Below are 21,435 nucleotides of genomic sequence, written 5' to 3'. Positions count from 1 at the left end.
GTGGTGCAGCCCGCGGCGAGCAGCAGGGCGGCCAGGGCGGCGGTGGACGGACGGGCGGAGCTGAGCGGCACGGACGCCTCGGCAGGATGTCGGCGGTGGAGGGTCCGTCACCGTAGCGCAGTCATCACGTCACCCAAAGTGATCAAAACGCGTTCGGTTCCCGCTCCACTAGGCCAGAAGTGCCTGTTTGATCACACATGGGGGCCCCGGAGGCGGCAACCGAGAAGGCGTCGATAGGATGCTGGCGGCCGGTGGACCGTACCCGGCCGGGCTGACCGACACGAAGCCGGCCGAGCCCCCAATCGCTTCCGGAGGGTTTTTCCGTGCCGGCTGGAACGCTGTACCGCGGCCGGGAAGGCATGTGGAGCTGGGTGGCTCATCGAGTCACCGGTGTCCTCATCTTCTTCTTCCTGTTCGCCCACGTCCTGGACACCGCCCTGGTGCGGGTGTCGCCGGAGTCCTACGACACGGTCATCCAGACCTACAAGACTCCCCTTGTGAACCTGATGGAGTACGGCCTGGTGGCCGCCATCCTGTTCCACGCGCTCAACGGCCTGCGCGTCGTCGCGGTGGACTTCTGGTCCAAGGGCCCGAAGTACCAGAAGCAGATGCTCTGGACCGTCGTCGGGGTCTGGGTGGTCCTGATGGCCGGCTCCTTCTACGGGATCCTGCAGCACACGCTGATCTCCTGGTTCGGGAAGTGAGCCGAGACATGTCCACGGAAATCTCCGACGCCGTCGTCGTCCCCTCCAAGCAGGCGCACACCGGCAAGGGCCTCGGCACCGGCAACCCGGCCGACGCCTTCGTCATCGAGCCGCCCCGCAAGCGGACCGCGAAGACCCCGCGTCGCACCCGCACCAACTTCGAGATGCTGGCCTGGCTCTTCATGCGCCTGTCCGGTGTCGTCCTGGTCGTGCTGATCCTCGGTCACCTGCTGATCATGCTGGTGCTCGACGGCGGCGTCTCCAAGATCGGGTTCGCCTTCGTGGCCGGCCGCTGGGCCTCGCCGTTCTGGCAGGGCTGGGACCTCCTGATGCTCTGGCTCGCCATGCTGCACGGCGCCAACGGCATGCGTCAGGTCATCAACGACTACGCCGAGAAGGACTCGACCCGGCTCTGGCTCAAGGGGCTCATGGGCACCGCCACGGTCTTCACCGTGCTGCTCGGCACCCTGGTGATCTTCACCTTCGACCCCAACATCTGAGCCGCGAGCACCATCGACCATCGGCAGAGGCCAGAGGCGAGTTAACCCCCCATGCAGATTCACCAGTACGACACCGTCATCGTCGGCGCCGGCGGCGCCGGCATGCGCGCGGCCATCGAGTCGACGCAGCGCAGCCGCACCGCCGTCCTGACCAAGCTCTACCCCACCCGGTCCCACACCGGCGCGGCCCAGGGCGGCATGTGCGCCGCCCTCGCCAACGTCGAGGAGGACAACTGGGAGTGGCACACCTTCGACACGGTCAAGGGTGGTGACTACCTGGTCGACCAGGACGCCGCCGAGATCATGTGCAAGGAGGCCATCGACGCCGTCCTCGACCTGGAGAAGATGGGCCTGCCCTTCTCCCGCACCGAGCAGGGCCGGATCGACCAGCGCCGCTTCGGCGGTCACTCCCGCAACCACGGCGAGGCCCCGGTCCGCCGCTCGTGCTACGCGGCCGACCGCACCGGCCACATGATCCTCCAGACGCTGTTCCAGAACTGCGTCAAGCACGGCGTCGAGTTCTTCAACGAGTACTACGTCCTCGACCTGCTGCTCAACGAGGGCAAGACGGCCGGCGTCGTCGCCTACGAGCTGGCCACCGGCGAGATCCACGTCTTCCAGGCCAAGTCGGTCGTGTTCGCCTCCGGCGGCACCGGCAAGTTCTTCAAGGTCTCCTCGAACGCCCACACCCTCACCGGTGACGGCCAGGCGGTGGCCTACCGCCGCGGCCTGCCGCTGGAGGACATGGAGTTCTTCCAGTTCCACCCGACCGGCATCTGGCGCATGGGCATCCTGCTCACCGAGGGCGCCCGCGGCGAGGGCGGCATCCTGCGCAACAAGGACGGCGAGCGCTTCATGGAGCGCTACGCCCCCGTCATGAAGGACCTCGCGTCCCGTGACGTCTGCTCCCGCGCGATCTACACCGAGATCCGCGAAGGCCGCGGCTGCGGTCCGGACGGCGACCACGTCTACCTGGACCTGACCCACCTGCCGCCGGAGCAGCTGGACGCCAAGCTCCCGGACATCACCGAGTTCGCGCGCACCTACCTCGGCATCGAGCCCTACACGGACCCGATCCCGATCCAGCCCACCGCGCACTACGCCATGGGCGGCATCCCGACCAACGTCGAGGGTGAGGTCCTGCGCAACAACACGGAGGTCGTCCCGGGCCTGTACGCGGCCGGCGAGGTCGCCTGCGTGTCCGTGCACGGCGCCAACCGCCTGGGCACCAACTCGCTGCTGGACATCAACGTGTTCGGCCGTCGCGCGGGCATCGCCGCCGCCGACTACGCCAACGCGAACGAGTTCGTCCCGCTGCCGGAGAACCCGGAGCAGCTCGTCCAGGAGATGGTCGACAAGCTGCGCGAGTCCACCGGCACCGAGTCCGTGGCGCAGATCCGCAAGGAGCTGCAGGAGAGCATGGACACCAACGCGATGGTGTACCGCACCGGCGCCACCCTGAAGCAGGCGGTCGAGGACATCGCCGCGCTGAAGGAGCGCTACAAGAACGTCTCCGTCCAGGACAAGGGCTTCCGCTACAACACGGACCTCCTGGAGGCCATCGAGCTGGGCAACCTGCTCGACCTGGCCGAGGTGCTGGCCGTCTCCGCGCTGGCCCGCGAGGAGTCCCGCGGCGGTCACTACCGCGAGGACTTCCCGACCCGTGACGACGTGAAGTTCATGCAGCACACCATGGCGTACCAGGAGGTCGCCGCCGACGGCAGCACCTCCATCCGCCTCGACTACAAGCCGGTCGTCACGACCCGCTACCAGCCGATGGAGCGTAAGTACTGATGAGCACTCCGACTGTGGAGCACTCGGCCGCTCTGGACGCGGTCGAGGCCGGTGGCACCAAGCTGATCACCGTCACCTTCCGGATCCGCCGGTTCAACCCGGAGGAGCACCCGGACCCGGTGTGGGTCGACTACCAGCTGGAGATGGACCCGAAGGAGCGCGTCCTGGACGCGCTCAACAAGATCAAGTGGGAGCAGGACGGCACCCTCACCTACCGCCGTTCCTGCGCGCACGGCATCTGCGGCTCCGACGCCATGCGGATCAACGGCCGCAACCGGCTGGCGTGCAAGACCCTGATCAAGGACGTCGACCCGGAGAAGCCGATCACGATCGAGGCCATCAAGGGCCTGACGGTCCTCAAGGACCTGGTCGTGGACATGGACCCGTTCTTCCAGGCGTACAAGGACGTCATGCCGTTCCTCATCACCAAGGGGAACGAGCCGACCCGCGAGCGCCTGCAGTCCGCCGAGGACCGCGAGCGCTTCGACGACACCACCAAGTGCATCCTGTGCGCCGCGTGCACGTCGTCCTGCCCGGTGTTCTGGAACGACGGCCAGTACTTCGGCCCGGCCGCCATCGTCAACGCGCACCGCTTCATCTTCGACTCGCGCGACGAGGGTGCCGAGCAGCGCCTGGAGATCCTGAACGACCGCGAGGGCGTGTGGCGCTGCCGCACCACCTTCAACTGCTCCGAGGCCTGCCCGCGTGGCATCGAGGTCACCAAGGCGATCCAGGAAGTGAAGCGGGCGCTGGTCACCCGCCGCTTCTGATCCCCGCCTGACGCCGTGAAGGCCCCGCCCGATCGCTCGGGCGGGGCCTTCACGCGTCCGAGGGTCAGCGCAGGGCGCCGAGGTCGGCCGGGTCCTCCCAGCCGCTGTACATCACCAGGTGCCGGTCGGCCGTCACCGCCCACAGGTCGGGCTTGCCGTCGCCGTCCGCGTCACCCGAGCTGCCGAGGGTCGGGTAGGCGGCGGTGGTGAAGCCGGTGGCGACGACGTTCGCCTTCGAGTCCGCGAGGGCGGAGAAGTCGAAGGTGCCGTCGGCCTTCTTCGGGATCGGGTACGCGTGCAGTTCGCCGGTGGCCCGGTCACGCGCCCAGAGGGCGAGGTTCCCGGCCGCGTCCGGGCCGGGAGCGACCAGGTCGTAGCCGCCCCAGTCGCCCGTGGTGGTGAGCTTGCGGGCCTTCTGGAAACCGAAGCTGAAGTCACCTCCGGCGTGCAGCCAGAGGTTGCCGTTCTCCAGGGTCACCAACGACGGATCGAAGCCATCGTTCACCGGGCCCAGTGCGATGAGCTGGTCAGCCTTCGACCAGTCGGAGGCGTAGTCGGCGGGGCAGGTCACGTCCGCCCCGGTGGCGTCCACGCACTCGGTCGAACGATCGGCGCCCGTCCACCCCTGGCTGAACGAGCCGAAGTCGAAGTTCCGGTACATGTAGAGGTAGCTCTGGCCGGGCTTGTGGAGGAACAGGTCGTCCGCGGACGGCGCGTGGTAGTCGGACCAGCCCCGGTGGGCCACCTGGAACGGCGCCCAGCTCGTGCGATCGGGCGAGACGACGGACCGGACCGTCGAGTTGGGCGTGGTGTCGGTCGCGTTCACGTTGATGAACTGCAGGTTGCCCTGCGCGTCGGGCAGCAGGATGTCCGCGATGCCGTCCCCGTCGACGTCACCGAGGGTCTTCGGCGGGTTCGGGTTCGAGGGGGCGTAGAAGGTGTAGGACGCCTGGCCGAGGTTGCCCGCGTTGTCCATCACCTGGACGTTGAGGGTGTTGGTGCCCCAGTTCAGGACCTTGAGGTCGACCGTCACGGTGCCGTCGCCGTCCGGCTTGACGGCGTTCGACGAGTCGCAGTCACCCACTCCCAGGTAACTGAAGGAGTACCGGACACAGGCAATGCCCGAGGCCGCCCCGCCCGCCGGGGCCGGGTCGACGGCCTTGATGACGAAGGTCCCCTTCTGACCCGCGTACTTGGTGGCCGTGCCGCTCGCCGGGAAGTCCGTCGAGGAGACGGTGGCGGTCGGCGAAGTGGTGTCCACCGCGAAGTGGCAGTCCCCCGACGGGTCGGAGGTCTGCGTGCCCTGCAGGGCCCAGGCGTGCCAGGCGTAGCTGTGCCCGTCCACCAGGCCGGGGACCGCGACCTTGGCCTGCTGGGCGTAGGCCTGGGCCTCGCCGGAGAACACCGGGTCCTCGGCGCTCGTGGTCTCATCCCAGACGCCGAACCGAGCGCTGGTTCCGTCGACCTTGGCGTTGAGCGACGGGCCGTACATGGTCCGCCCGATCCAGATCGGATCGGTGGTCGAATCACAGGCGAAGGCGCGGTATTCGCTGCCCTGACTGGTGCCGAGGACGGTCGGCGCGGTGTTCGCCGCGGCCGCCGAGGGCGCGGTCAGCAGGCCGGCGGCCACAGCGGCCGCGGCCACCCCGCCGAGCCTGCGCGGATGCGCGTACTTCATCAGATCCCCACCCCTGAAGTCGTTGTGTGGCTCTTCTGTGCGAGCCGTGAGGATCTTGCCAGTGGGGGCTGACAGCGGCAACGGGGATTTCTCAGTCGGTGGCCGGGGCCTTGCGGGTGGCGCGCAGGCCGCGGAGGCCGAGGGTGCCGACGGCGATGCCGAGGACGAAGGAGGTGATGGCGAGCAGCAGGTGGACCCAGAAGAAGGCGGTGGGCTGGGAGTGGTCGCCGTTGGTGAAGGCCTGGCCGCCGGAGTCCTTCCAGAGGTTCTTGACGAAGGTGGTCCAGATGATGATCGACCAGACCCCGAAGGCGGTCAGGAACCAGGAGGCGCGGCGGCTGAGCTTCATGGGGGCGGTCCTCGGAGGTGTGAAGGCGGTGTGCATCCCCAGTATGCGCGGGGCTACGCGCGGGCCGCCGATCGGCCTACCCCGGGCCCCTCGTGCGGGGGACCACTCCGGCGCGGCGCACGGCGGGGCGCCGGAGTGGGTACGGTCAGCGGGTGCTCACACACCGTCACACGTTCACGCGCCTGTGCGCCGCGTCCGCCGCGGCCCTCCCGGTCCTGCTCGCCTCCCCGGCGGCGTTCGCGGCCCCCCGGACGCCTCCCCCGGCGACCGCCGTCGGCGGCGAGCGGCTCGGGCTCTCCGGGGTGCAGGTCGCCCCGCTCCCCGATGCCCCGGCGCTGCCGTCGCACCTCACCGGCGAGTCCTGGATAGTCTCCGACGCCACGTCGGGGGACGTCCTGGCCGCCTACAACCCGCATCGCAGGCTGCCCCCGGCCAGCACCCTCAAGATCCTCTTCGCGGACACCGTGCTGCCCAAGTTCGACCGCAACGCGGTGCACCTGGTCACCGACCAGGAGCTCCAGGGACTCGGCGAGGGCAGCAGCCTGGTCGGCCTCAAGGAGAACCTGGACTACCGGGTCGAGGACCTGTGGCGCGGGGTCTTCCTGAGCTCGGGCAACGACGCCGTGCACGTCCTGTCGCACATGAACGGCGGCATCCGACAGACCGTCACCGAGATGCAGTCCCGCGCCGAGGCGCTCCAGGCGAAGGACACCTGGGTGGTGTCCCCGGACGGCTACGACATGGACGGCCAGGTCTCCTCGGCGTACGACCTGTCGCTGTTCGCTCGGTCCGGCCTGCGCAACGCGGACTTCCGGATGTACTGCGGCACCCGGGAGGCGACGTTCCCGGGCGCCGTCGACAAGGACACCGGCCGGCGCGGCAGCTTCGGGATCGCCAACACCGACCGGCTGCTGGGCAAGTACCCCGGCCTGATCGGGGTGAAGAACGGATTCACCACCAACGCCGGTTCGACCTTCGTCGGCGCCGCCGAGCGCGGCGGGCGGACCCTGCTGGTCACCGTGATGCACCCGGACAGCTACCAGCAGGTGTACGACGAGACGGCCGCGCTGCTGGACTGGGGCTTCGCCGCGGTCGGCAAGGTCCAGCCGGTCGGCCGGCTGGTCGACGAGCGGCAGCCCGACGGTGACGGGCCGACCGGCCAGGCCGGCGGCGTCGCGGGAGCGCCCGCTCCGCCGCCGCACGCCGCCGGGGACTCCCGGCCCGCCGCGTCGTCCGCGGCCGGTGACGGCCGGCTCGGCGCCGGCGTCTGGTCGGCCGTGCTGACCGTGCTGGCCGGGGCCGTGGTCGCGACGGGCGCCGTCGTGGTCGTTCGGCGCCGGAAAGGGTGAGCCGGCGGTACGGCCTCACTTCGAGGGCCGGGCCGCCTCCGCCGCCTCCGCCTCGTCGGCCGACGCCAGCAGCGCCCGCCCGTGGGCCCGGGTCCGCTCCCGTAGCGCGACCGGGTCGGCGGTGGCCGTCCAGGCCACGCAGTACATCAGCAGCCGGGAGACGAAGTTGATCCACAGCAGCAGCGCCACCGGCGTGGCGAAGGCTCCGTACAGGTTCCGCCCGGCGACCGAGCCGAGGTAGGACGCGAGCAGGACCTTCAGCAGCTCGAAGCCGACCGCGCCGATCAGCGCGCCCTGCAAGAGGTCCCGGCGGCGCTGGCCGGTGATCCCGGGGAACGCCGCCAGCAGGTAGGCGAAGAGCAGCGTGTCGCACGCTATGGCGATCACCACACCGACCGCCGTCAGCAGGTAGCCGCTGCCGAGGCCGATCCCGTCGGCGATCCACCCGGCGAGCGTCGTCCCGGCGGCGGAGGCGGCCAGCGAGAACAGCGACACCAGGCCGAGGCCGGCCAGCACCACGATGTCCCAGGCCTTGCGCAGCACCGGGTTGCCGTCGTCCTCGGGCTGCTGCCACATGTCCCGGATCGAGGTGCGCATGGTGCCCACCCAGCCGAGGCCGGAGACCAGCAGCAGCGCCCCGCTGACCAGCCCGACGGTGCCCGCGTTGGCCACCAGGGACGGCAGGTTCAGCGCGTTCGAGATGCCCGGCAGCTGCTCGGAGATGTGGTGCTGGAGGTCGTCCACCTGCTTGTTGCTGAGCGTCGCGACGGCGATCGCCAGGCCCACCGTGAGCAGCGGGAAGAGCGCGAGGAAGCCGAAGAAGGTGACGGCCCCGGCCAGCCGGTTGCCGCGGGCGGCGGAGAAGTACTCGTACACCCGGTACGGGCGGCTGCGCAGCACCCATGACACCAGCGGGCCGATGACCGGAAGGCGGGTCAGGAAGTCCACCCGACCGGTTATACCGGCCCGCCCCCCGAACGGTCATCAGGCGCGGGCACCGGGCCTAGCGCTTGACGAGCCGGCGGGCCTTGGCGAGGGCGCGGACGGCCTGGTAGGCGCCGTAGCGGCCGTGGCTGAGCAGTTCGGTGCGCACGCCGTCCACGCCGGCCGGCGGGCGGTAGCCGGCCGGGCGGAGCCGGGCGCAGTGCTCGGCGGCGCGGCGGAAGTACTCGCGGCGGTCGCCGGGCGGGACCCGGCCGGGCTTGGCGACCACGGTGTTGAGGTGGTGCAGCATCCTGCCGTAGACCACCGGGCGCCAGCGGTCCAGGTCGGGGCGGCCGTCGAGGAAGGCGAAGACCAGGTCGTACTGGGCGAACACGTCGAAGTGCTTGCGGCTGGCGGTGGCCAGGATGTTGCCGCCCTCCTGGCGCTGGCGGTAGTGCACGCCGACCCGGTCGAGCAGGGTGATCGTCTTGGCGGCGAGCAGCGCCGGGTACGTCCAGGGGGTGTCCTCGTAGTAGCCGGCCGGGAAGACCAGCCGCTGCCCGGTGATGAAGTCGCGGCGGTAGGCCTTGTTCCAGACGACCTGGAGCAGGTCGAGCAGGTCGGGGCGGGCGGCGAGGTCGAAGACGTCCGGGGAGGCGGCGCCGAAGACGTGCGCGGAGGCGGCCCGGGTGATCCGGCCGTCGGCGTAGGTGCGGGCGTAGTCGTAGACCAGGACGTCCGGGTCGCCGGTGGCGGCGAGCCGCTCGTCGATGCTCTCCAGCAGGCCCGGGGTGAGGGTGTCGTCGCTGTCGAGGAAGACGACGTAGTCGCCGGTGGCGACCTCCAGGCCGGCGTTGCGGGCGCGGCCGAGGCCGACGTTCTCCGGCAGGTGCAGCACCGTGACCCGGGGGTCGGCGGCGGCCGCCTCGTCCAGCATCGCGCCGCAGCCGTCGGGCGAGCGGTCGTCCACCGCGATCAGTTCGAGGTCGGGACCGCCCTGGCCGAGCACCGAATCGAGACACTCGGCGAGGTAGTCCTGGACCTGGTACACGGGGACGATCACGCTGAAGCGGGGCACGGGCCCAGCGTAGTGGCCCGGGGAGGGGCCGGGGCCCAGAGGTAGGATCGGGGCGCACGTACGCACCGATCCCAAGTGCGGTCAGGCCCCGACCGGGCTGCCACGCTCCTCCCGAGAAAGGCCTGCGTAGCCGATGGCTCCCCGCCTCTCCATCGTCGTTCCGATCTACAACGTCGAGCGCTATCTCGTCGAATGCCTCGACTCGATCGCCGCCCAGACCTTCACGGACTTCGAGTGCGTCATGGTCGACGACGGTTCGAAGGACGACAGCGCGGCCCTCGCCGAGGAGTACGCGGCGAAGGACTCCCGCTTCCGGCTGGTCCGGCAGGTGAACAAGGGCCTCGGCGCGGCCCGCAACACGGGCATCCGGCACATCGACCCGGACTCCGAGTTCCTGTGCTTCGTGGACAGCGACGACTCGATGCCGCCGAGCGCGTACGAGCTGATGATCAACACGCTGGACGAGACCGGCTCGGACTTCTGCACCGGCAACGTGCAGCGGTTCCGCGCGGTGGGCTACTACCAGTCCGGCGGGCACGTGAAGCCGTTCAAGGAGACCCGCCTCAAGACCCACATCACCGAGATCCCGGCGCTGGTCACCGACCGCACCGCGTGGAACAAGGTGTACCGCCGCTCCTTCTTCGACGCGGCCGGGCTGCTCTACCCCGAGGGCATCCTGTACGAGGACGCGCCGGTCAGCGTGCCGCACCACTACCTCGCCAAGAGCGTGGACGTGCTCTCCGAGCCGATCTACCACTGGCGCGAGCGCGAGGTCGGCGAGATGTCGATCACGCAGATGCGCACCAACCCCAAGGGCCTGATCGACCGGGTGACCTCGGTCGAGCTGGTCCGCGGCTGGCTGAAGAAGCAGACCGAGCCGCGCTTCGCCCAGTACCTGCGCTCCTACGACGAGAACACCCTCGTCGAGGAGATCCCGATGTTCTTCTGGTCCGTCGTGGACGGCGACAAGGAGTACCGGGACGCCTACGTCCAGAGCGTCAGCCGCCTGCTCCGGGCGATCGGCCCCGAGCAGGTCCGCAAGCTGCGCGCGCCGCTGCGGCTGAAGTACCACCTGACCCTCCAGGGCCGGGTGGACGAGCTCGTCGAGCAGATCAAGTACGAGGGCGAGAGCGGCGGCGGCGTGCAGGCCCGCGGCCTGCTGCGGCCGTACGCCGACTACCCGTTCCTGCGCGGCGGGCGCAAGAGCGTGCCGGCCGACGTCCTCAAGCTGGACAACTCGCTGGTGATCCGCAGCCGGCTGTACGAGACCGCCTGGGTCGGCGGGAAGCTCCAGCTGACCGGGCACGCGTACCCGGAGCAGCTCGGCGCGGCGACCAAGCACGACATGGTCCGCACCCTGGTGCTGCGCGAGACCAAGGGCCGCCGGGTGCTCGCGGTGCCGATGAAGACCACGTACAGCCCCGAGGCCACCGCGAGCTGCAACCACGACCTGTACAGCTGCGACTGGTCCGGCTTCAGCGTCGCCCTCGACCCGAAGAAGCTCAAGCACCGCGGAAAGTGGAAGGACGGCAACTGGCGCCTGCTGGTCGCCGGTGCGGGCAAGGGCGGGGTGTACAAGGGCCGGGTCTCGGCCGGCTGGAGCGACACCGCGCAGTCCATCCCGTCGCACTGGGTCGAGCCGGACGTGCGGATCGTGCCGTGGGTCCGGGACAACTTCGTCTACCTGCGGGTGGAGACCGTCAAGGCCCGGGTGACCGGCGTGGCCGCGCAGGGCGGCCGGGTGGAGGTCTCCGGCGCGGCCCGCTCCGGGGCGAGCTTCGCCGGGGCCGTGCTGCGGCTCACCCACGTCGAGTCGGACCGCGAGCTGGCCTTCCCGCTGGAGCTGGGCACGCCGGTCGGCACGCTGCAGCCGTTCACGGCCTCCTTCCCGGTGGCCGAGCTGACCGCCGTCCGCGAGGCCTGGGCCGAGCTGGACCCGGTGGCCGCCGAGCGCACCCGCGACCGCTGGGACACCGCGCTGGTGCTGACCGACGGCAGCAGCCTCCCGCTGGTCTGGGACGACCGCAACGCGCCCGAGCAGCTGCACCTGCCGCTGGACCCGGACGCGCCGGCCGAGCAGCGCCGGGAGCTCTACTCCAAGCCCTCCCCCAGCGGCTACCTCCAGTTCTCCGACCAGCTGCTGCAGCCGCTGGTGGACGAGGTGTCCGCGCGCGGCGCCGACGGCTTCCTGCTCAGCGGCTCCTTCCCGCTGCCCGGCACGCACCGCTGGGAGCTGGTGGTCCGGCACCACTGGCGCGAGGAGGAGCACACCTACCCGGTGGAGATCTCGGACGGCCGGTTCCGCACCGCGCTGCCCACCGTGCCGACCGCCTCCTTCGCCGGCCGGGTGCCGCTCGCCAAGGGCACCTGGGACGTCTTCTTCCGCCCGGTCGGCGCACCGGCCGGCGAGACCGCGAACGCCGCCGCGCTGATCAGCCCGGACTGCTTCGCGACGCTGCCGCTGGAGGTGGAGTCCCGGGGCAAGCGGATCGCGCTGGAGCGCCGCTACCACGACGGCCTGTCGCTGGAGTCGCACGCGGTGCTGCTGCCCGAGGAGCGGTCCGGCTACCGCCAGCGCCAGCTGCGCAGCACCGACTACCCGGCCGCCCGCCGGCTGCCGGTGCGCGACACCGTGCTGTACAACGCCGGGCACGGCAGCCTGTACGCGGACTCGCCGCGGGCGATCCACGAGGAGCTGGTGCGCCGCGGCCTGCCGCTGGAGCACCTGTGGGGCAACGACGACAGCCAGGCCGACCTGCCGCAGAGCGCGCGGTCGATCCGGCTGTGGAGCCCGGAGTGGTTCGAGGCGCTGGCGACCGCCAAGTACATCGTCACCAGCACCCACCTGCCCGACTTCTTCGTCCGCCGCCCCGGCCAGGTGGTCGTGCAGACCTGGCAGGGCAGCCCGCTGAAGCAGATCGGCTTCGACTTCGAGAAGGTCTGGTTCACCGACTCGAACTACCTCAAGAGCCTGGCCAACGAAGTCCCGAACTGGAGCCTCCTGGTGGCCGGCAACAGCTGGTCCGCCCCGGTGCTGCGACGCGCGTTCGACTTCAAGGGCGAGATCCTGGAGAGCGGTTCGCCCCGCAACGACCTGCTGTTCGCGGCCGACCGGGAGAAGACGGCCGAGCAGGTCCGCGAACGGCTCGGCCTGCCCGAGGGCAAGAAGGTCGTGCTCTACGCGCCGACCTGGCGCGAGGACCGGCGCCGGCCGAACGGCGGCTACCAGATCGACCTGCGGATCGACCTGGAGGCGGCCAAGGCGGCGCTCGGCGACGACCAGGTCCTGCTGGTGCGCCGGCACAGCGTGATGTGCGGTCAGATCCCGGGCGCCGGCAACGGCTACATCTGGGACGTCGGCAGCTACCCCGACATGGCGGAGCTGCTGCTGATCACCGACGTGCTGGTCACCGACTACTCGGCGAGCGTCTTCGACTTCGCCGCGACCGGCAAGCCCACGCTGTTCTTCACCTACGACCTGGAGCACTACCGCGACAACCTGCGCGGTTTCAGCCTGAACTTCGAGGCCGAGGCGCCCGGTCCGCTGCTGTCCACCTCGGAGGAGCTGGTGGCCGCCCTCGGCCGGGTGGACGAGGTGGCGGCCGAGTACTCCGACAAGGCGGCCGCGTTCCGCGAGGCGTACTGCGACCTGGACGACGGCAAGGCCTCCGCGCGGGTGGTCGACGCGATGCTCCGCAAGGAGTAGCCCGGTCCTGACGTCGGACGGAGCCCCTGCCGAGGCGCCCGGTGCGAGCCGCACCGGGCGCCTCGGCGCTCTACTCGAAGGACGAGGGGACGGGGAAGTACGCCTTCAGGAAAGCGGTGATGGTCTCCTCCTGTTCCTCGGGGGGCAGGAGGTCCCGGGTGCCGTCGGCCAGACAGAAGTAGTCCGCCCAGCGCTCCTCGTGCAGGGCCGCGAGCCGGGCGAGGTCCTCGGTGCTGTCGGTGACGAAGTAGCCGTCATGGAGGTGCCCCTCCACCGCGCGGGCGGTGGCGTGGGAGTAGTGGACGGCCAGGGTGACCGGCGCGAGGTCGGTGGCCGAGCGGAACGGCGAGCGGACGGTGCCGTGGAGTTCGGCGGCGAACCGCTCCGCGATCTCCGCCAGCACGCTCCGGCGCAATGGGTGCGGCGCGTGCTTGAGCGTGCGCGGATAGGTTCGCCCGACGGCGGCGGCCAGGGCGGCCCGGGTGTTCTTCTGGGCGGCGACGTACACCGATTCCCCGGGCTTGGCCTCGCCGGGCGGGATGATCCGGCTGTCGGCGAAGTACCGGGGCATTCCGTTGCCGAGGAAGAAGTCCTCGGGCACCAGTGCGCGGCCGAGGAAGACGTCGTCGTTGACGTACAGGAAGTGCTCGGCGAGCCCGGGGATCAGGTGCAGCCGGGTCTCGATGGCGTGGGAGTTGAACACCGGGCCGGCGCCGGTGCCGGCGAACAACTCGCGGTGCGGGACGACGGTCAGGCCCGGCCGCGTGGTGTCCAGCCAGTGCGGCACCTGGTCGTCGGTGACCAGGTACACGTGGCGGATCCAGGGCGCGTGTGCGGCGAGCGAGCGCAGGCAGTACCGCAGTTCGTCGCGGTTGCGGAAGCGCTGGTCGGCGTCGCCCGCGATGCCACTGGCGGCCACGCCGTCCTCCGGCGCGATCGGGGCCGCGGTGTGGGCGAGCCGGGTGCGAGCCGCGGCGCGGCGCTCCTGCCAGGCGGGATCGCCGTCGTCGACCCAGGTGATCACGGCGTCGATCGGGAAGCGGACCTGGTCGGGCAGGACGGTGGCGAAGGCGTCCAGCAGCGGGTAGGGGCGGCCGGCGATGGTCGTGGTGGCGGTGGCCTCCAGCGAGGGGACCCACCAGCCGAACGGGGTTTCGTCGATCGAGGCGATCGCCCCCTCCGAGGGGGCGGCGGAGTCCCAGAACTCGACGTCGCAGCCGACCTCGGGCCCGTACAGCACGGTGCCGATCACGGCCGGCCGGTAGATCCGTATGCCCTTCACCCGGTCCGCCGGCGCCATCGGCCCGCCGCCTCCGGTCGACTCCCGGCCGGGGCCGCTCCCCCGGGTGACCGGGAAAGCCTCCAACTCGGCGACCGCGGCGGGCAGTTGCTCGGCCAGGACGGTGCCCAGGGTGCGGCCGTGCTCCAGCAGGTCGGCGTAGACCGCGTGCCCGGCGAAGGCGGTGGCGAGGGCCTTCAGCACCGCCGCCCGGTCGCCCGGGGCGATCGCCAGCCGGTGCCGGGGGTGCCGGTCGGGAACGATGCCGTGCGCGATGCCGCCCGCCGCCAACGTGTCGGCCACCTCGGCCAGATTGCCGTCCCGGCGGGCGCCGGGCAACAGGTGCCGGCGCGACTCGGCGACACGGCCCCGATGGCGGGCGATGCCGGACAGCGAACCGAGTAACTCCTCCTCACGCGCGTACCGCGCCCGTTCGAGCCGCTCCCACGCCGATACCTCCCGCTGTCGCGGCAGACGTTCCGGCCCCTGCGGCGCGAATTCGGACCGCACGCCGCCGGACGGCCAGCGGCGGCGCGCCCAGGCGGCCGAAAAGCGGACGGCGACGGAGAGGGGGGACCGACCGTTGGACACCGAATATCGCTCCAGGAGGCTGCTGCTTGAAAGGTGCGGCGCTGAAATAGGAAAATGATTCTCCGTAGAGTGCGCAGCGCGCCAGCGGGGCAAGTCCGGAGCAAATTGCAGAGGATTTCTGTTCGCAAACGGTTCTGCGGCTGCCCCGATGCGACCGAAATCCCCAACAGACCGATCAAGGCCGGGCCGGACGCGCCCCGAGCCGCGTGCGGCGACTCGGGGCGCGCCGTGACGACTTCACTCGGGGCTGCGAGCCAGCAGGGCCGCCGACTTCGGGTCGCCGACGAAGGTCGCCACCGCCCCCTTGACCACGGTCAGCGCGGCCGGCAGCGCCGCCACCGCCGCCGCCTTGAGCGCGGTGATCGACGTCAGGTCGAACCCGTTGGCCAGCAGCAGCCCGAGGAACGCCGCGGCGTACGTGGCGACGGTACGCTCGGCCAGATCGATGGTGAACTTCCGCATGGTCAGGACTCCTTCGCGCCGTAAGGGAGTTGACGCCCCCCGGTGTACACGTTCACGCGGTCGGATCTGACGACGGGCCCGGCGAACAGTTCGTCGCCGGCGCCGCTGCGGATGCTCGAACCCGGCCGCACGGAAGGCCGGTCGGGAGGAAGGCCGGTCGGGCGGAAGGTCGGCTCAGGAGAAGGTGTAGTCCCGCCAGGGGCGCCAGACCTCGTCCTCGTCGAAGCGGGAGAGCGCGAAGCCGGGCACCCGGAAGGCCGCCCGGAAGTCGCGCGCCTGCTCGTACGCCTGGTCCAGCACGTCGTCCGGCAGGCCGTGCGCGACCGTCACGTGCGGGTGGTACGGGAACGCCAGCTCGCGGGCCAGCGGGCCAGAGCGGACGTCCGCCTCCAGCAGCCGGCACTCCTGCGCGCCCTCCTCGACCCGGACGAACACCACCGGGGAGACCGGGCGGAAGGTCCCGCTGCCGCGCAGCAGCATCCGGAACGGCCGGTGCGCGCCCGCCACCGCCGCCAGGTGCTCCTCGATCTTCGGCAGCGCCTCGGCCGGCACCTCCGTCGGCGGCAGCAGGGTGACGTGCGTCGGTATCGACCGGGCCAGCGGGTCGCCGTGCCCGGCCCGGGCGTCCTGGATGCGCGTCCCGTACGGGTCCGGGACGCTCACGGACACGCCGATGGTGACGACCTGCGGGAGGTCGCCACCATCGGGCAGGTACGCGAGGGGATTCACCGCTTGGCGGCCGGGAGGAAGCCGATCCGGTCGTACACCGTCGCCAGGGTCTCGGACGCCACCGAGCGGGCCTTCTCGGCGCCGATCGCCAGCACCCGGTCCAGCTCGGCCGGGTCGTCCAGGAAGGTGTTGGTGCGCTCCTGGAAGGGGGTGACCCATTCGGTGAACAACTCGGCCAGCTCGGTCTTCAGGGCGCCGTACATCTTGCCCTCGAAGTGCGCGACCAGCTGCTCGACCGACTGGCCGCTGAGCGCGGAGTGGATGCGCAGCAGGTTGGAGACGCCCGGCTTCTCCTGCTCGTCGTACGAGACCACGGTGCCGGTGTCGGTGACGGCGCTCTTGAACTTCTTGGCGCTGACCTTCGGCTCGTCCAGCAGGCTGACCAGGCCCTTGGGCGAGGAGGCCGACTTGCTCATCTTGACGGCCGGGTCCTGGAGGTCCTGGATCTTCGCCGTCTCCTTGAGGATGTACGGCTTCGGGATGGTGAAGGTCGGGGTGTAGCGCGTGTTGAAGCGCTCCGCGATGTCGCGGGTGATCTCCACGTGCTGGCGCTGGTCCTCGCCGACCGGGACGGCGTCCGCCTGGTAGAGCAGGATGTCCGCGATCTGGAGGATCGGGTACGTGAACAGGCCGACCGTGGTGCTGTCGGCGCCGTACCGGGAGGACTTGTCCTTGAACTGGGTCATCCGGGAGGCCTCGCCGAAGCCGGTGAGGCAGTTCATCACCCAGGCGAGCTGCGCGTGCTCGGGCACGTGCGACTGGACGAACAGGGTGCAGTGCTCGGGGTCCAGCCCGGCGCCGAGCAGCTGGGCGGCGGAGATCCGGGTGTTCTGGCGCAGGGTCACCGGGTCCTGCGGAACGGTGATCGCGTGCAGGTCGACGACCATGTAGAAGGCGTCGTTCTCCTTCTGCAGGTCGACCCACTGGCGCACCGCGCCCAGGTAGTTGCCGAGGTGGAACGAGCCGGAGGTGGGCTGGATGCCGGAGAGCACCCGGGGACGGTCCTTGACCGGACCAGTGACCGCTGCGTTGACCATGCGGGCCATTCTTCCAGTTCCACCGCTCGCTCAGGAAACCTCCGCCCCCTGAGCTTCGGCCGTTGTGACCGCACTCACCCTCACCCGGGCGATCCGCCGCCCCTCCACCTTGGCCACCGTCAGCAGCACCGCTCCCCCGCCCTCCAGCGGGACGCGGGCCTGGTCGCCGTCCTCGGGGAGCCTGCCGAGCGAGGCGACCAGGCAGCCGGCCACCGTCTCGTACGGGCCCTCGGGCAGTGCGACGCCGGTCTCCTCCTCGAAGTCGCCGAGGTTGAGCAGGCCGTCCAGCTCCACCCCGCCACCGGCGAGTCGGCGGGTGGGGGCGGTCTCCGGACGGTCGTACTCGTCCCGGATCTCGCCGATCACCTCCTCGACCAGGTCCTCCAGGGTGACGATCCCGGCGGTGCCGCCGTACTCGTCCACCACGATGGCCAGGTGGTGGCCCTCGCGGCGCATCTCGCCCATGGCCTCCAGCACCCGCTTGGTGCCGGGCAGCAGTTTGACCGGGCGGGCCAGGTCCCGGACCTTGACGGCCTGCTCGCCGCGGGCGCCGTACAGGTCGCGGACGTGGACGAAGCCGACCACGGCGTCGGCGCTGCCCTCGACCACCGGGTAGCGCGAGTGCGGCGCGGTCTCGACCTGGTGCCGTACGGCGGCCAGCGGGCGCTCGGCGTCCAGGAAGGTCACCTCGGTGCGCGGGACCATCACCTCGCGCAGCTGGCGCTCCCCGGCGGAGAACACGTCCGCGATCAACGTCCGTTCGTCGCTGCCGAGTTCGGTGTTGGCGGCGACCAGGCCGCGCAGCTCCTCGGAGCTCATCGAGCCGCGGCCGGCCGACGGATCGCCGCCGAGCAGCCGGACCATCAGGTTGGTGGAGTGGCCGAGCAGCCAGATCACCGGGCGCAGCACCACCGACATCACGTCCACCACGGGGGCCGCGACGACGGCGATGGACTCGGCGCGCTGGAGACCGATCCGCTTGGGAGTGAGCTCGCCGAGCACCAGCGAGGCGTAGCTGATCACCAGGGTGAGGCCGACCAGGGCGACCGCGTCGGCCACCCCCTCGGCCAGTCCGGCCCGGACGAACAGCGGGGCGACCTTGCCGGCCAGGGTGTCCGCGCCGAAGGCGGCGGACAGGAAGCCCATGCAGGTGACACCGACCTGGACGGCGGCCAGGAAGCGGTTGGGGTCGGCGGCCAGGTGCGCGGCCCGGGCCGCGCGCCGGGTTCCGCGCCCCTCCAGCGTCCGGATCTGGCCCTCGCGCAGCGAGATCAGCGAGATCTCGGCGACGTTGAACAGCCCGCCCAGCAGGATGAAGACGAGGACCAGCGCGGCATCCCCGAAGGTTTCGTTCACAGCGCGCCAGTGTAGGGCGGTTCGTCCGACGACGACGGCCCACCGATCCCCCTCAGGGGTGGTGGGCCGTCGGTCTGCCGGTGTGACAGACCCAGCGAGTTCAGCGGGCTCAGATGAGGCCCAGCTCCGCGACCGCGTCGCGCTCCTCGGTCAGCTCCTTGACCGAGGCGTCGATGCGGGCACGCGAGAAGTCGGAGATCTCCAGGCCCTGGACGATCTCGAACTTGCCGTCCTTGGTGGTGACCGGGAAGGAGGAGATCAGGCCCTGCGGAACGCCGTAGGAGCCGTCGGAGACGACACCCATGGAGGTCCAGTCGCCCTCGGCGGTGCCGTTGACCCAGGTGTACACGTGGTCGATGGCGGCGTTGGCGGCCGAGGCGGCCGAGGAGGCGCCACGGGCGTCGATGATGGCGGCGCCGCGCTTGGCGACGGTCGGGATGAAGTCGCCCTCCAGCCAGGCCAGGTCGGAGCCGACGGCCTCGAAGGCCGGCTTGCCGGCGACCTCGGCCTGGAAGATGTCCGGGTACTGGGTCGCGGAGTGGTTGCCCCAGATGGTGACGCGCTTGATGTCGGAGACCAGGGCGCCGGTCTTGGCGGACAGCTGGCCGACCGCGCGGTTGTGGTCCAGGCGGGTCATCGCGGTGAAGCGCTCGGCCGGGACGTCCGGGGCGTTGCGCTGGGCGATCAGGGCGTTGGTGTTGGCCGGGTTGCCGACGACCAGGACCTTGATGTCGTCCGCGGCGTGGTCGTTGATGGCCTTGCCCTGCGGGCCGAAGATGCCGCCGTTGGCCTGCAGCAGGTCGCCGCGCTCCATGCCGGCGGTGCGCGGACGGGCGCCGACCAGCAGCGCGACGTTGGCGCCGTCGAAGGCCTCGTTCGGGTTGTCGGTGATCTTGATGTCGCGCAGCAGCGGGAAGGCGCAGTCGACGAGCTCCATGGCGGTGCCCTCGGCGGCCTTGAGGCCCTGCGGGATCTCCAGGAGGCGCAGGTTCACCGGCACGTCGGCACCGAGCAGGTGGCCCGAGGCGATGCGGAAGAGCAGCGCGTAGCCGATCTGGCCAGCCGCTCCGGTGATGGTGACGTTGACGGGGGTGCGGGTCATTTCTACCTTCTCCAGCAAATCGCCAGGTGCCCCAGGCACACCGGCACTGGAGCCGAGGACGGTCTCTCGACGTCGAGAGACCGGCGTCAGGTTATCGCAAAGGGAAGCGTACGCCTCGGGCGCGGGCATGGCTGATGCGTCACAGGGCCTGATGCGCCACGGGACGGGGGCGTCACGGGGACGGGGGCGTCACGACGTGCGGCGGCCCCCGGCCGGGTTCACCGGACGGGGGCCGCCGTACGAGGGGACAGCCGCTCAGTGCTTGGGCCGGCCGATCAACTGGCCGATGTTGTCGAGCAGCGGGAACTCCAGCCACGGGTTCGGCTGCGCCACCAGGGTCAGCAGCACGATCGAGGCGCCCAGGAAGGTCAGCACGATCACGTCGGTGAAGCGGCTGCGCACCGCCAGCATGCCGACCTCGGGCAGCACCAGCCGCAGCACCGCGCCGAGCAGCACCCCGGCGCCGAGGATCAGCAGCCCGTACTTGAAACCGTCCTTGAAGTCGGCGAACCAGGTGACCGCGAGGCCCGCGCCGACCACCAGCAGGACCAGCGTTATCGGCCACTGCCGGACCGGCAGGGCGTGGTCGCGCCCCAGGGCCGCGGCCGAGCCCTCGGGGGGCAGGGTGCCGGTGGTACCGACCGGCCTGCGCCGGGACCGCGCCGGTCGCGGTTCAGTCATGCTCGCCGTCCCTCGGGTGTCAGACGCCGGCGCGGCGCTCGGCCGCCTCGACGATGTTGTTGAGCAGCATCGCGCGGGTCATCGGGCCCACGCCGCCGGGGTTCGGGGAGATCCAGCCGGCCACCTCGGCCACGCCCGGGTGCACGTCGCCGACGATCTTGCCCTCGCTGCGGCTGACGCCCACGTCGAGCACCGCCGCGCCCGGCTTGACGTCCTCGGGCTTGACCAGGTGCGGCACGCCCGCGGCGGCCACGATGATGTCGGCCTTGCGCAGGTGCGCGCCGAGGTCACGGGTGCCGGTGTGGCACAGGGTGACGGTGGCGTTCTCGGAGCGGCGGGTCAGCAGCAGGCCGATCGAGCGACCGACGGTGATGCCGCGGCCGACGACGACCACCTCGGCGCCGTCGATCCGGACGTCGTGCCGGCGCAGCAGCTCGACGATCCCCAGCGGGGTGCACGGCAGCGGGCCCTCGATGCCCAGGGCGAGCCGGCCGAGCGAGGTCGGGTGCAGGCCGTCGGCGTCCTTGTCCGGGTCCATCAGCTCCAGGACCGGGTTCTGGTCCAGGCCCTTGGGCAGCGGCAGCTGAACGATGTACCCGGTGCAGGTCGGGTCGGCGTTGAGCTCGCGGACGACGTTCTCGACGTCCTCCTGGGTGGCGGTGGCGGGCAGCTCGCGCTGGATCGAGGCGATGCCGACCTCGGCGCAGTCCTTGTGCTTCCCGTTGACGTACCAGCGGCTGCCCGGGTCGTCGCCGACCAGGACGGTGCCGAGGCCGGGCGTGATGCCCTTCGCCTTGAGGGCCGCCACGCGGGCGGCGAGTTCGGACTTGATCGCGGCGGCGGTGGCCTTGCCATCGAGAATCTGGGCAGTCATGGATCCATTCTCCCGGATCGCGACCGGCCGCCGCACCAGGGCCGGTCCGGAGACAGGACGTAAACGGAACACCGGCACCACATTGCGGTTGCGCCACAGTCTGACCCCGCGCTGGGAACTGGCTGGACAGCGCGATGCCGTCCAGATGACGATATGACCGCATCCCTGCCGCGACCAGGCCCGGTGACGGGCCGACGGCTCCCGCGGCGGGGCGTACCCGGGGGAAAGAGCCAGTGATCCGACCACAGCAGACCGAGCAGCCCGACCGTCGCCGCGCCGCCTCCGCCGCGCCGCACCCGTCCCGGCCGGTGTCCACCCGCTCACCACGCTGCTGAACCGGCCGCGCCCGACACCGCCGCCGGGCCGTCACCGCTGCTCCCCGACACCGTCCCGTTCCGTCCGTCGACGGTCCTCAGAAACCGCCGACCACGGCCGGGGCCTCCGCCGTCCCGTCCCCGCGTCCCCGTAACTG

18 protein-coding genes are annotated in these 21,435 nt (G+C 71.1%); 6 read left to right on the top strand and 12 right to left on the bottom strand.

Annotation, left to right across the window (positions count from 1 at the left end; genetic code table 11):
* The first annotated feature begins 323 nt into the window (after positions 1-323).
* Genes sdhC through J0670_RS06585 form a run of 4 tightly spaced genes read left to right on the top strand, consistent with a single transcriptional unit; the run spans position 324 to position 3,768 of the window.
* On the top strand, positions 324-704 hold the full coding sequence (sdhC, locus tag J0670_RS06600) for a succinate dehydrogenase, cytochrome b556 subunit (RefSeq protein WP_033332398.1): 381 nt from the start codon (positions 324-326) through the stop codon (positions 702-704).
* A gap of 8 nt (positions 705-712) precedes the next feature.
* Positions 713-1,204 (top strand): succinate dehydrogenase, hydrophobic membrane anchor protein, encoded by a 492-nt coding sequence (gene sdhD, locus J0670_RS06595; RefSeq protein WP_207810437.1) that lies wholly within the window; start codon positions 713-715, stop codon positions 1,202-1,204.
* A 51-nt stretch (positions 1,205-1,255) separates the two neighbouring features.
* The gene (gene sdhA, locus J0670_RS06590; protein ID WP_207810436.1) at positions 1,256-2,998 is read left to right on the top strand and encodes a succinate dehydrogenase flavoprotein subunit; all 1,743 of its coding nucleotides are present in this window, start codon (positions 1,256-1,258) and stop codon (positions 2,996-2,998) included.
* Complete coding sequence (locus J0670_RS06585) at positions 2,998-3,768, top strand: succinate dehydrogenase iron-sulfur subunit (protein WP_207810435.1); 771 nt, start codon at positions 2,998-3,000, stop codon at positions 3,766-3,768. Before sdhA ends, J0670_RS06585 begins: the two co-directional genes overlap by 1 nt.
* Positions 3,769-3,832: 64 nt before the next feature.
* Here the strand turns inward: J0670_RS06585 and J0670_RS06580 are convergent, their stop codons facing one another.
* Both J0670_RS06580 and J0670_RS06575 read right to left on the bottom strand, forming a co-directional pair.
* Complete coding sequence (locus tag J0670_RS06580; RefSeq protein WP_207810434.1) at positions 3,833-5,446, bottom strand: hypothetical protein; 1,614 nt, start codon at positions 5,444-5,446, stop codon at positions 3,833-3,835.
* A gap of 91 nt (positions 5,447-5,537) precedes the next feature.
* The gene (locus J0670_RS06575) at positions 5,538-5,795 is read right to left on the bottom strand and encodes an SCO4848 family membrane protein (RefSeq protein WP_207810433.1); all 258 of its coding nucleotides are present in this window, start codon (positions 5,793-5,795) and stop codon (positions 5,538-5,540) included.
* Positions 5,796-5,947: 152 nt separating this feature from the next.
* Here J0670_RS06575 and J0670_RS06570 point away from each other — a divergent pair, with 152 nt between their 5' ends.
* Complete coding sequence (locus tag J0670_RS06570; protein ID WP_307806410.1) at positions 5,948-7,144, top strand: serine hydrolase; 1,197 nt, start codon at positions 5,948-5,950, stop codon at positions 7,142-7,144.
* A gap of 15 nt (positions 7,145-7,159) precedes the next feature.
* On the opposite strand, the gene J0670_RS06565 is transcribed toward J0670_RS06570, so the two are convergent.
* A complete protein-coding gene (locus J0670_RS06565; RefSeq protein ID WP_207810431.1) occupies positions 7,160-8,092 on the bottom strand; it encodes a YihY/virulence factor BrkB family protein in 933 nt (310 codons plus the stop codon).
* A 55-nt stretch (positions 8,093-8,147) separates the two neighbouring features.
* The gene (locus J0670_RS06560) at positions 8,148-9,146 is read right to left on the bottom strand and encodes a glycosyltransferase family 2 protein (RefSeq protein WP_207810430.1); all 999 of its coding nucleotides are present in this window, start codon (positions 9,144-9,146) and stop codon (positions 8,148-8,150) included.
* Between the two features lie 133 nt (positions 9,147-9,279).
* Between J0670_RS06560 and J0670_RS06555 the strand changes: the two genes are divergently transcribed.
* On the top strand, positions 9,280-12,852 hold the full coding sequence (locus J0670_RS06555) for a bifunctional glycosyltransferase family 2 protein/CDP-glycerol:glycerophosphate glycerophosphotransferase (RefSeq protein WP_207810429.1): 3,573 nt from the start codon (positions 9,280-9,282) through the stop codon (positions 12,850-12,852).
* Between the two features lie 70 nt (positions 12,853-12,922).
* Here the strand turns inward: J0670_RS06555 and J0670_RS06550 are convergent, their stop codons facing one another.
* From J0670_RS06550 to J0670_RS06515, 8 genes are all read right to left on the bottom strand, one after another.
* Positions 12,923-14,722, bottom strand: coding sequence for a stealth family protein (locus J0670_RS06550; RefSeq protein ID WP_207810428.1), 1,800 nt, complete (start codon positions 14,720-14,722; stop codon positions 12,923-12,925).
* 237 nt (positions 14,723-14,959) lie between these two features.
* Positions 14,960-15,184 carry a holin gene (locus tag J0670_RS06545; RefSeq protein WP_207810427.1) on the bottom strand — a complete coding sequence of 75 codons (225 nt, stop codon included), beginning with the start codon at positions 15,182-15,184 and terminating at the stop codon, positions 14,960-14,962.
* 174 nt (positions 15,185-15,358) lie between these two features.
* A complete protein-coding gene (locus J0670_RS06540) occupies positions 15,359-15,913 on the bottom strand; it encodes a 2'-5' RNA ligase family protein (RefSeq protein WP_307806409.1) in 555 nt (184 codons plus the stop codon).
* Positions 15,910-16,950 (bottom strand): tryptophan--tRNA ligase, encoded by a 1,041-nt coding sequence (gene trpS, locus J0670_RS06535; protein WP_207810426.1) that lies wholly within the window; start codon positions 16,948-16,950, stop codon positions 15,910-15,912. Before trpS ends, J0670_RS06540 begins: the two co-directional genes overlap by 4 nt.
* 30 nt (positions 16,951-16,980) lie before the next feature.
* Positions 16,981-18,306 carry a hemolysin family protein gene (locus J0670_RS06530; RefSeq protein WP_207810425.1) on the bottom strand — a complete coding sequence of 442 codons (1,326 nt, stop codon included), beginning with the start codon at positions 18,304-18,306 and terminating at the stop codon, positions 16,981-16,983.
* Between the two features lie 109 nt (positions 18,307-18,415).
* Positions 18,416-19,408, bottom strand: a complete 993-nt coding sequence (locus J0670_RS06525; RefSeq protein WP_207810424.1) for a malate dehydrogenase — start codon at positions 19,406-19,408, stop codon at positions 18,416-18,418.
* 255 nt (positions 19,409-19,663) lie between these two features.
* The gene (locus J0670_RS06520) at positions 19,664-20,089 is read right to left on the bottom strand and encodes a DUF3017 domain-containing protein (RefSeq protein ID WP_207810423.1); all 426 of its coding nucleotides are present in this window, start codon (positions 20,087-20,089) and stop codon (positions 19,664-19,666) included.
* Positions 20,090-20,108: 19 nt separating this feature from the next.
* The gene (locus tag J0670_RS06515; protein WP_207810422.1) at positions 20,109-20,963 is read right to left on the bottom strand and encodes a bifunctional methylenetetrahydrofolate dehydrogenase/methenyltetrahydrofolate cyclohydrolase; all 855 of its coding nucleotides are present in this window, start codon (positions 20,961-20,963) and stop codon (positions 20,109-20,111) included.
* Between the last annotated feature and the right edge of the window lie 472 nt (positions 20,964-21,435).

Source organism: Streptomyces sp. FH025 (assembly GCF_017427025.1).
Classification (GTDB): domain Bacteria; phylum Actinomycetota; class Actinomycetes; order Streptomycetales; family Streptomycetaceae; genus Kitasatospora.
The sequence above is the reverse complement of the archived record's forward strand: the minus strand, read 5'-3'. Positions and strand labels throughout refer to the sequence as shown.

What these genes read in the sequence shown, in the direction of transcription:
- sdhD (WP_207810437.1), top strand. Translation starts at nt 713, where the DNA reads ATGTCCACGGAAATCTCCGACGCCGTCGTCGTCCCCTCCAAGCAGGCG.
- sdhA (WP_207810436.1), top strand. Translation starts at nt 1,256, where the DNA reads ATGCAGATTCACCAGTACGACACCGTCATCGTCGGCGCCGGCGGCGCC.
- J0670_RS06585 (WP_207810435.1), top strand. Translation starts at nt 2,998, where the DNA reads ATGAGCACTCCGACTGTGGAGCACTCGGCCGCTCTGGACGCGGTCGAG.
- J0670_RS06580 (WP_207810434.1), bottom strand. Translation starts at nt 5,446, where the DNA reads ATGAAGTACGCGCATCCGCGCAGGCTCGGCGGGGTGGCCGCGGCCGCT.
- J0670_RS06575 (WP_207810433.1), bottom strand. Translation starts at nt 5,795, where the DNA reads ATGAAGCTCAGCCGCCGCGCCTCCTGGTTCCTGACCGCCTTCGGGGTC.
- J0670_RS06555 (WP_207810429.1), top strand. Translation starts at nt 9,280, where the DNA reads ATGGCTCCCCGCCTCTCCATCGTCGTTCCGATCTACAACGTCGAGCGC.
- J0670_RS06545 (WP_207810427.1), bottom strand. Translation starts at nt 15,184, where the DNA reads ATGCGGAAGTTCACCATCGATCTGGCCGAGCGTACCGTCGCCACGTAC.
- trpS (WP_207810426.1), bottom strand. Translation starts at nt 16,950, where the DNA reads ATGGTCAACGCAGCGGTCACTGGTCCGGTCAAGGACCGTCCCCGGGTG.
- J0670_RS06525 (WP_207810424.1), bottom strand. Translation starts at nt 19,408, where the DNA reads ATGACCCGCACCCCCGTCAACGTCACCATCACCGGAGCGGCTGGCCAG.
- J0670_RS06520 (WP_207810423.1), bottom strand. Translation starts at nt 20,089, where the DNA reads ATGACTGAACCGCGACCGGCGCGGTCCCGGCGCAGGCCGGTCGGTACC.
- J0670_RS06515 (WP_207810422.1), bottom strand. Translation starts at nt 20,963, where the DNA reads ATGACTGCCCAGATTCTCGATGGCAAGGCCACCGCCGCCGCGATCAAG.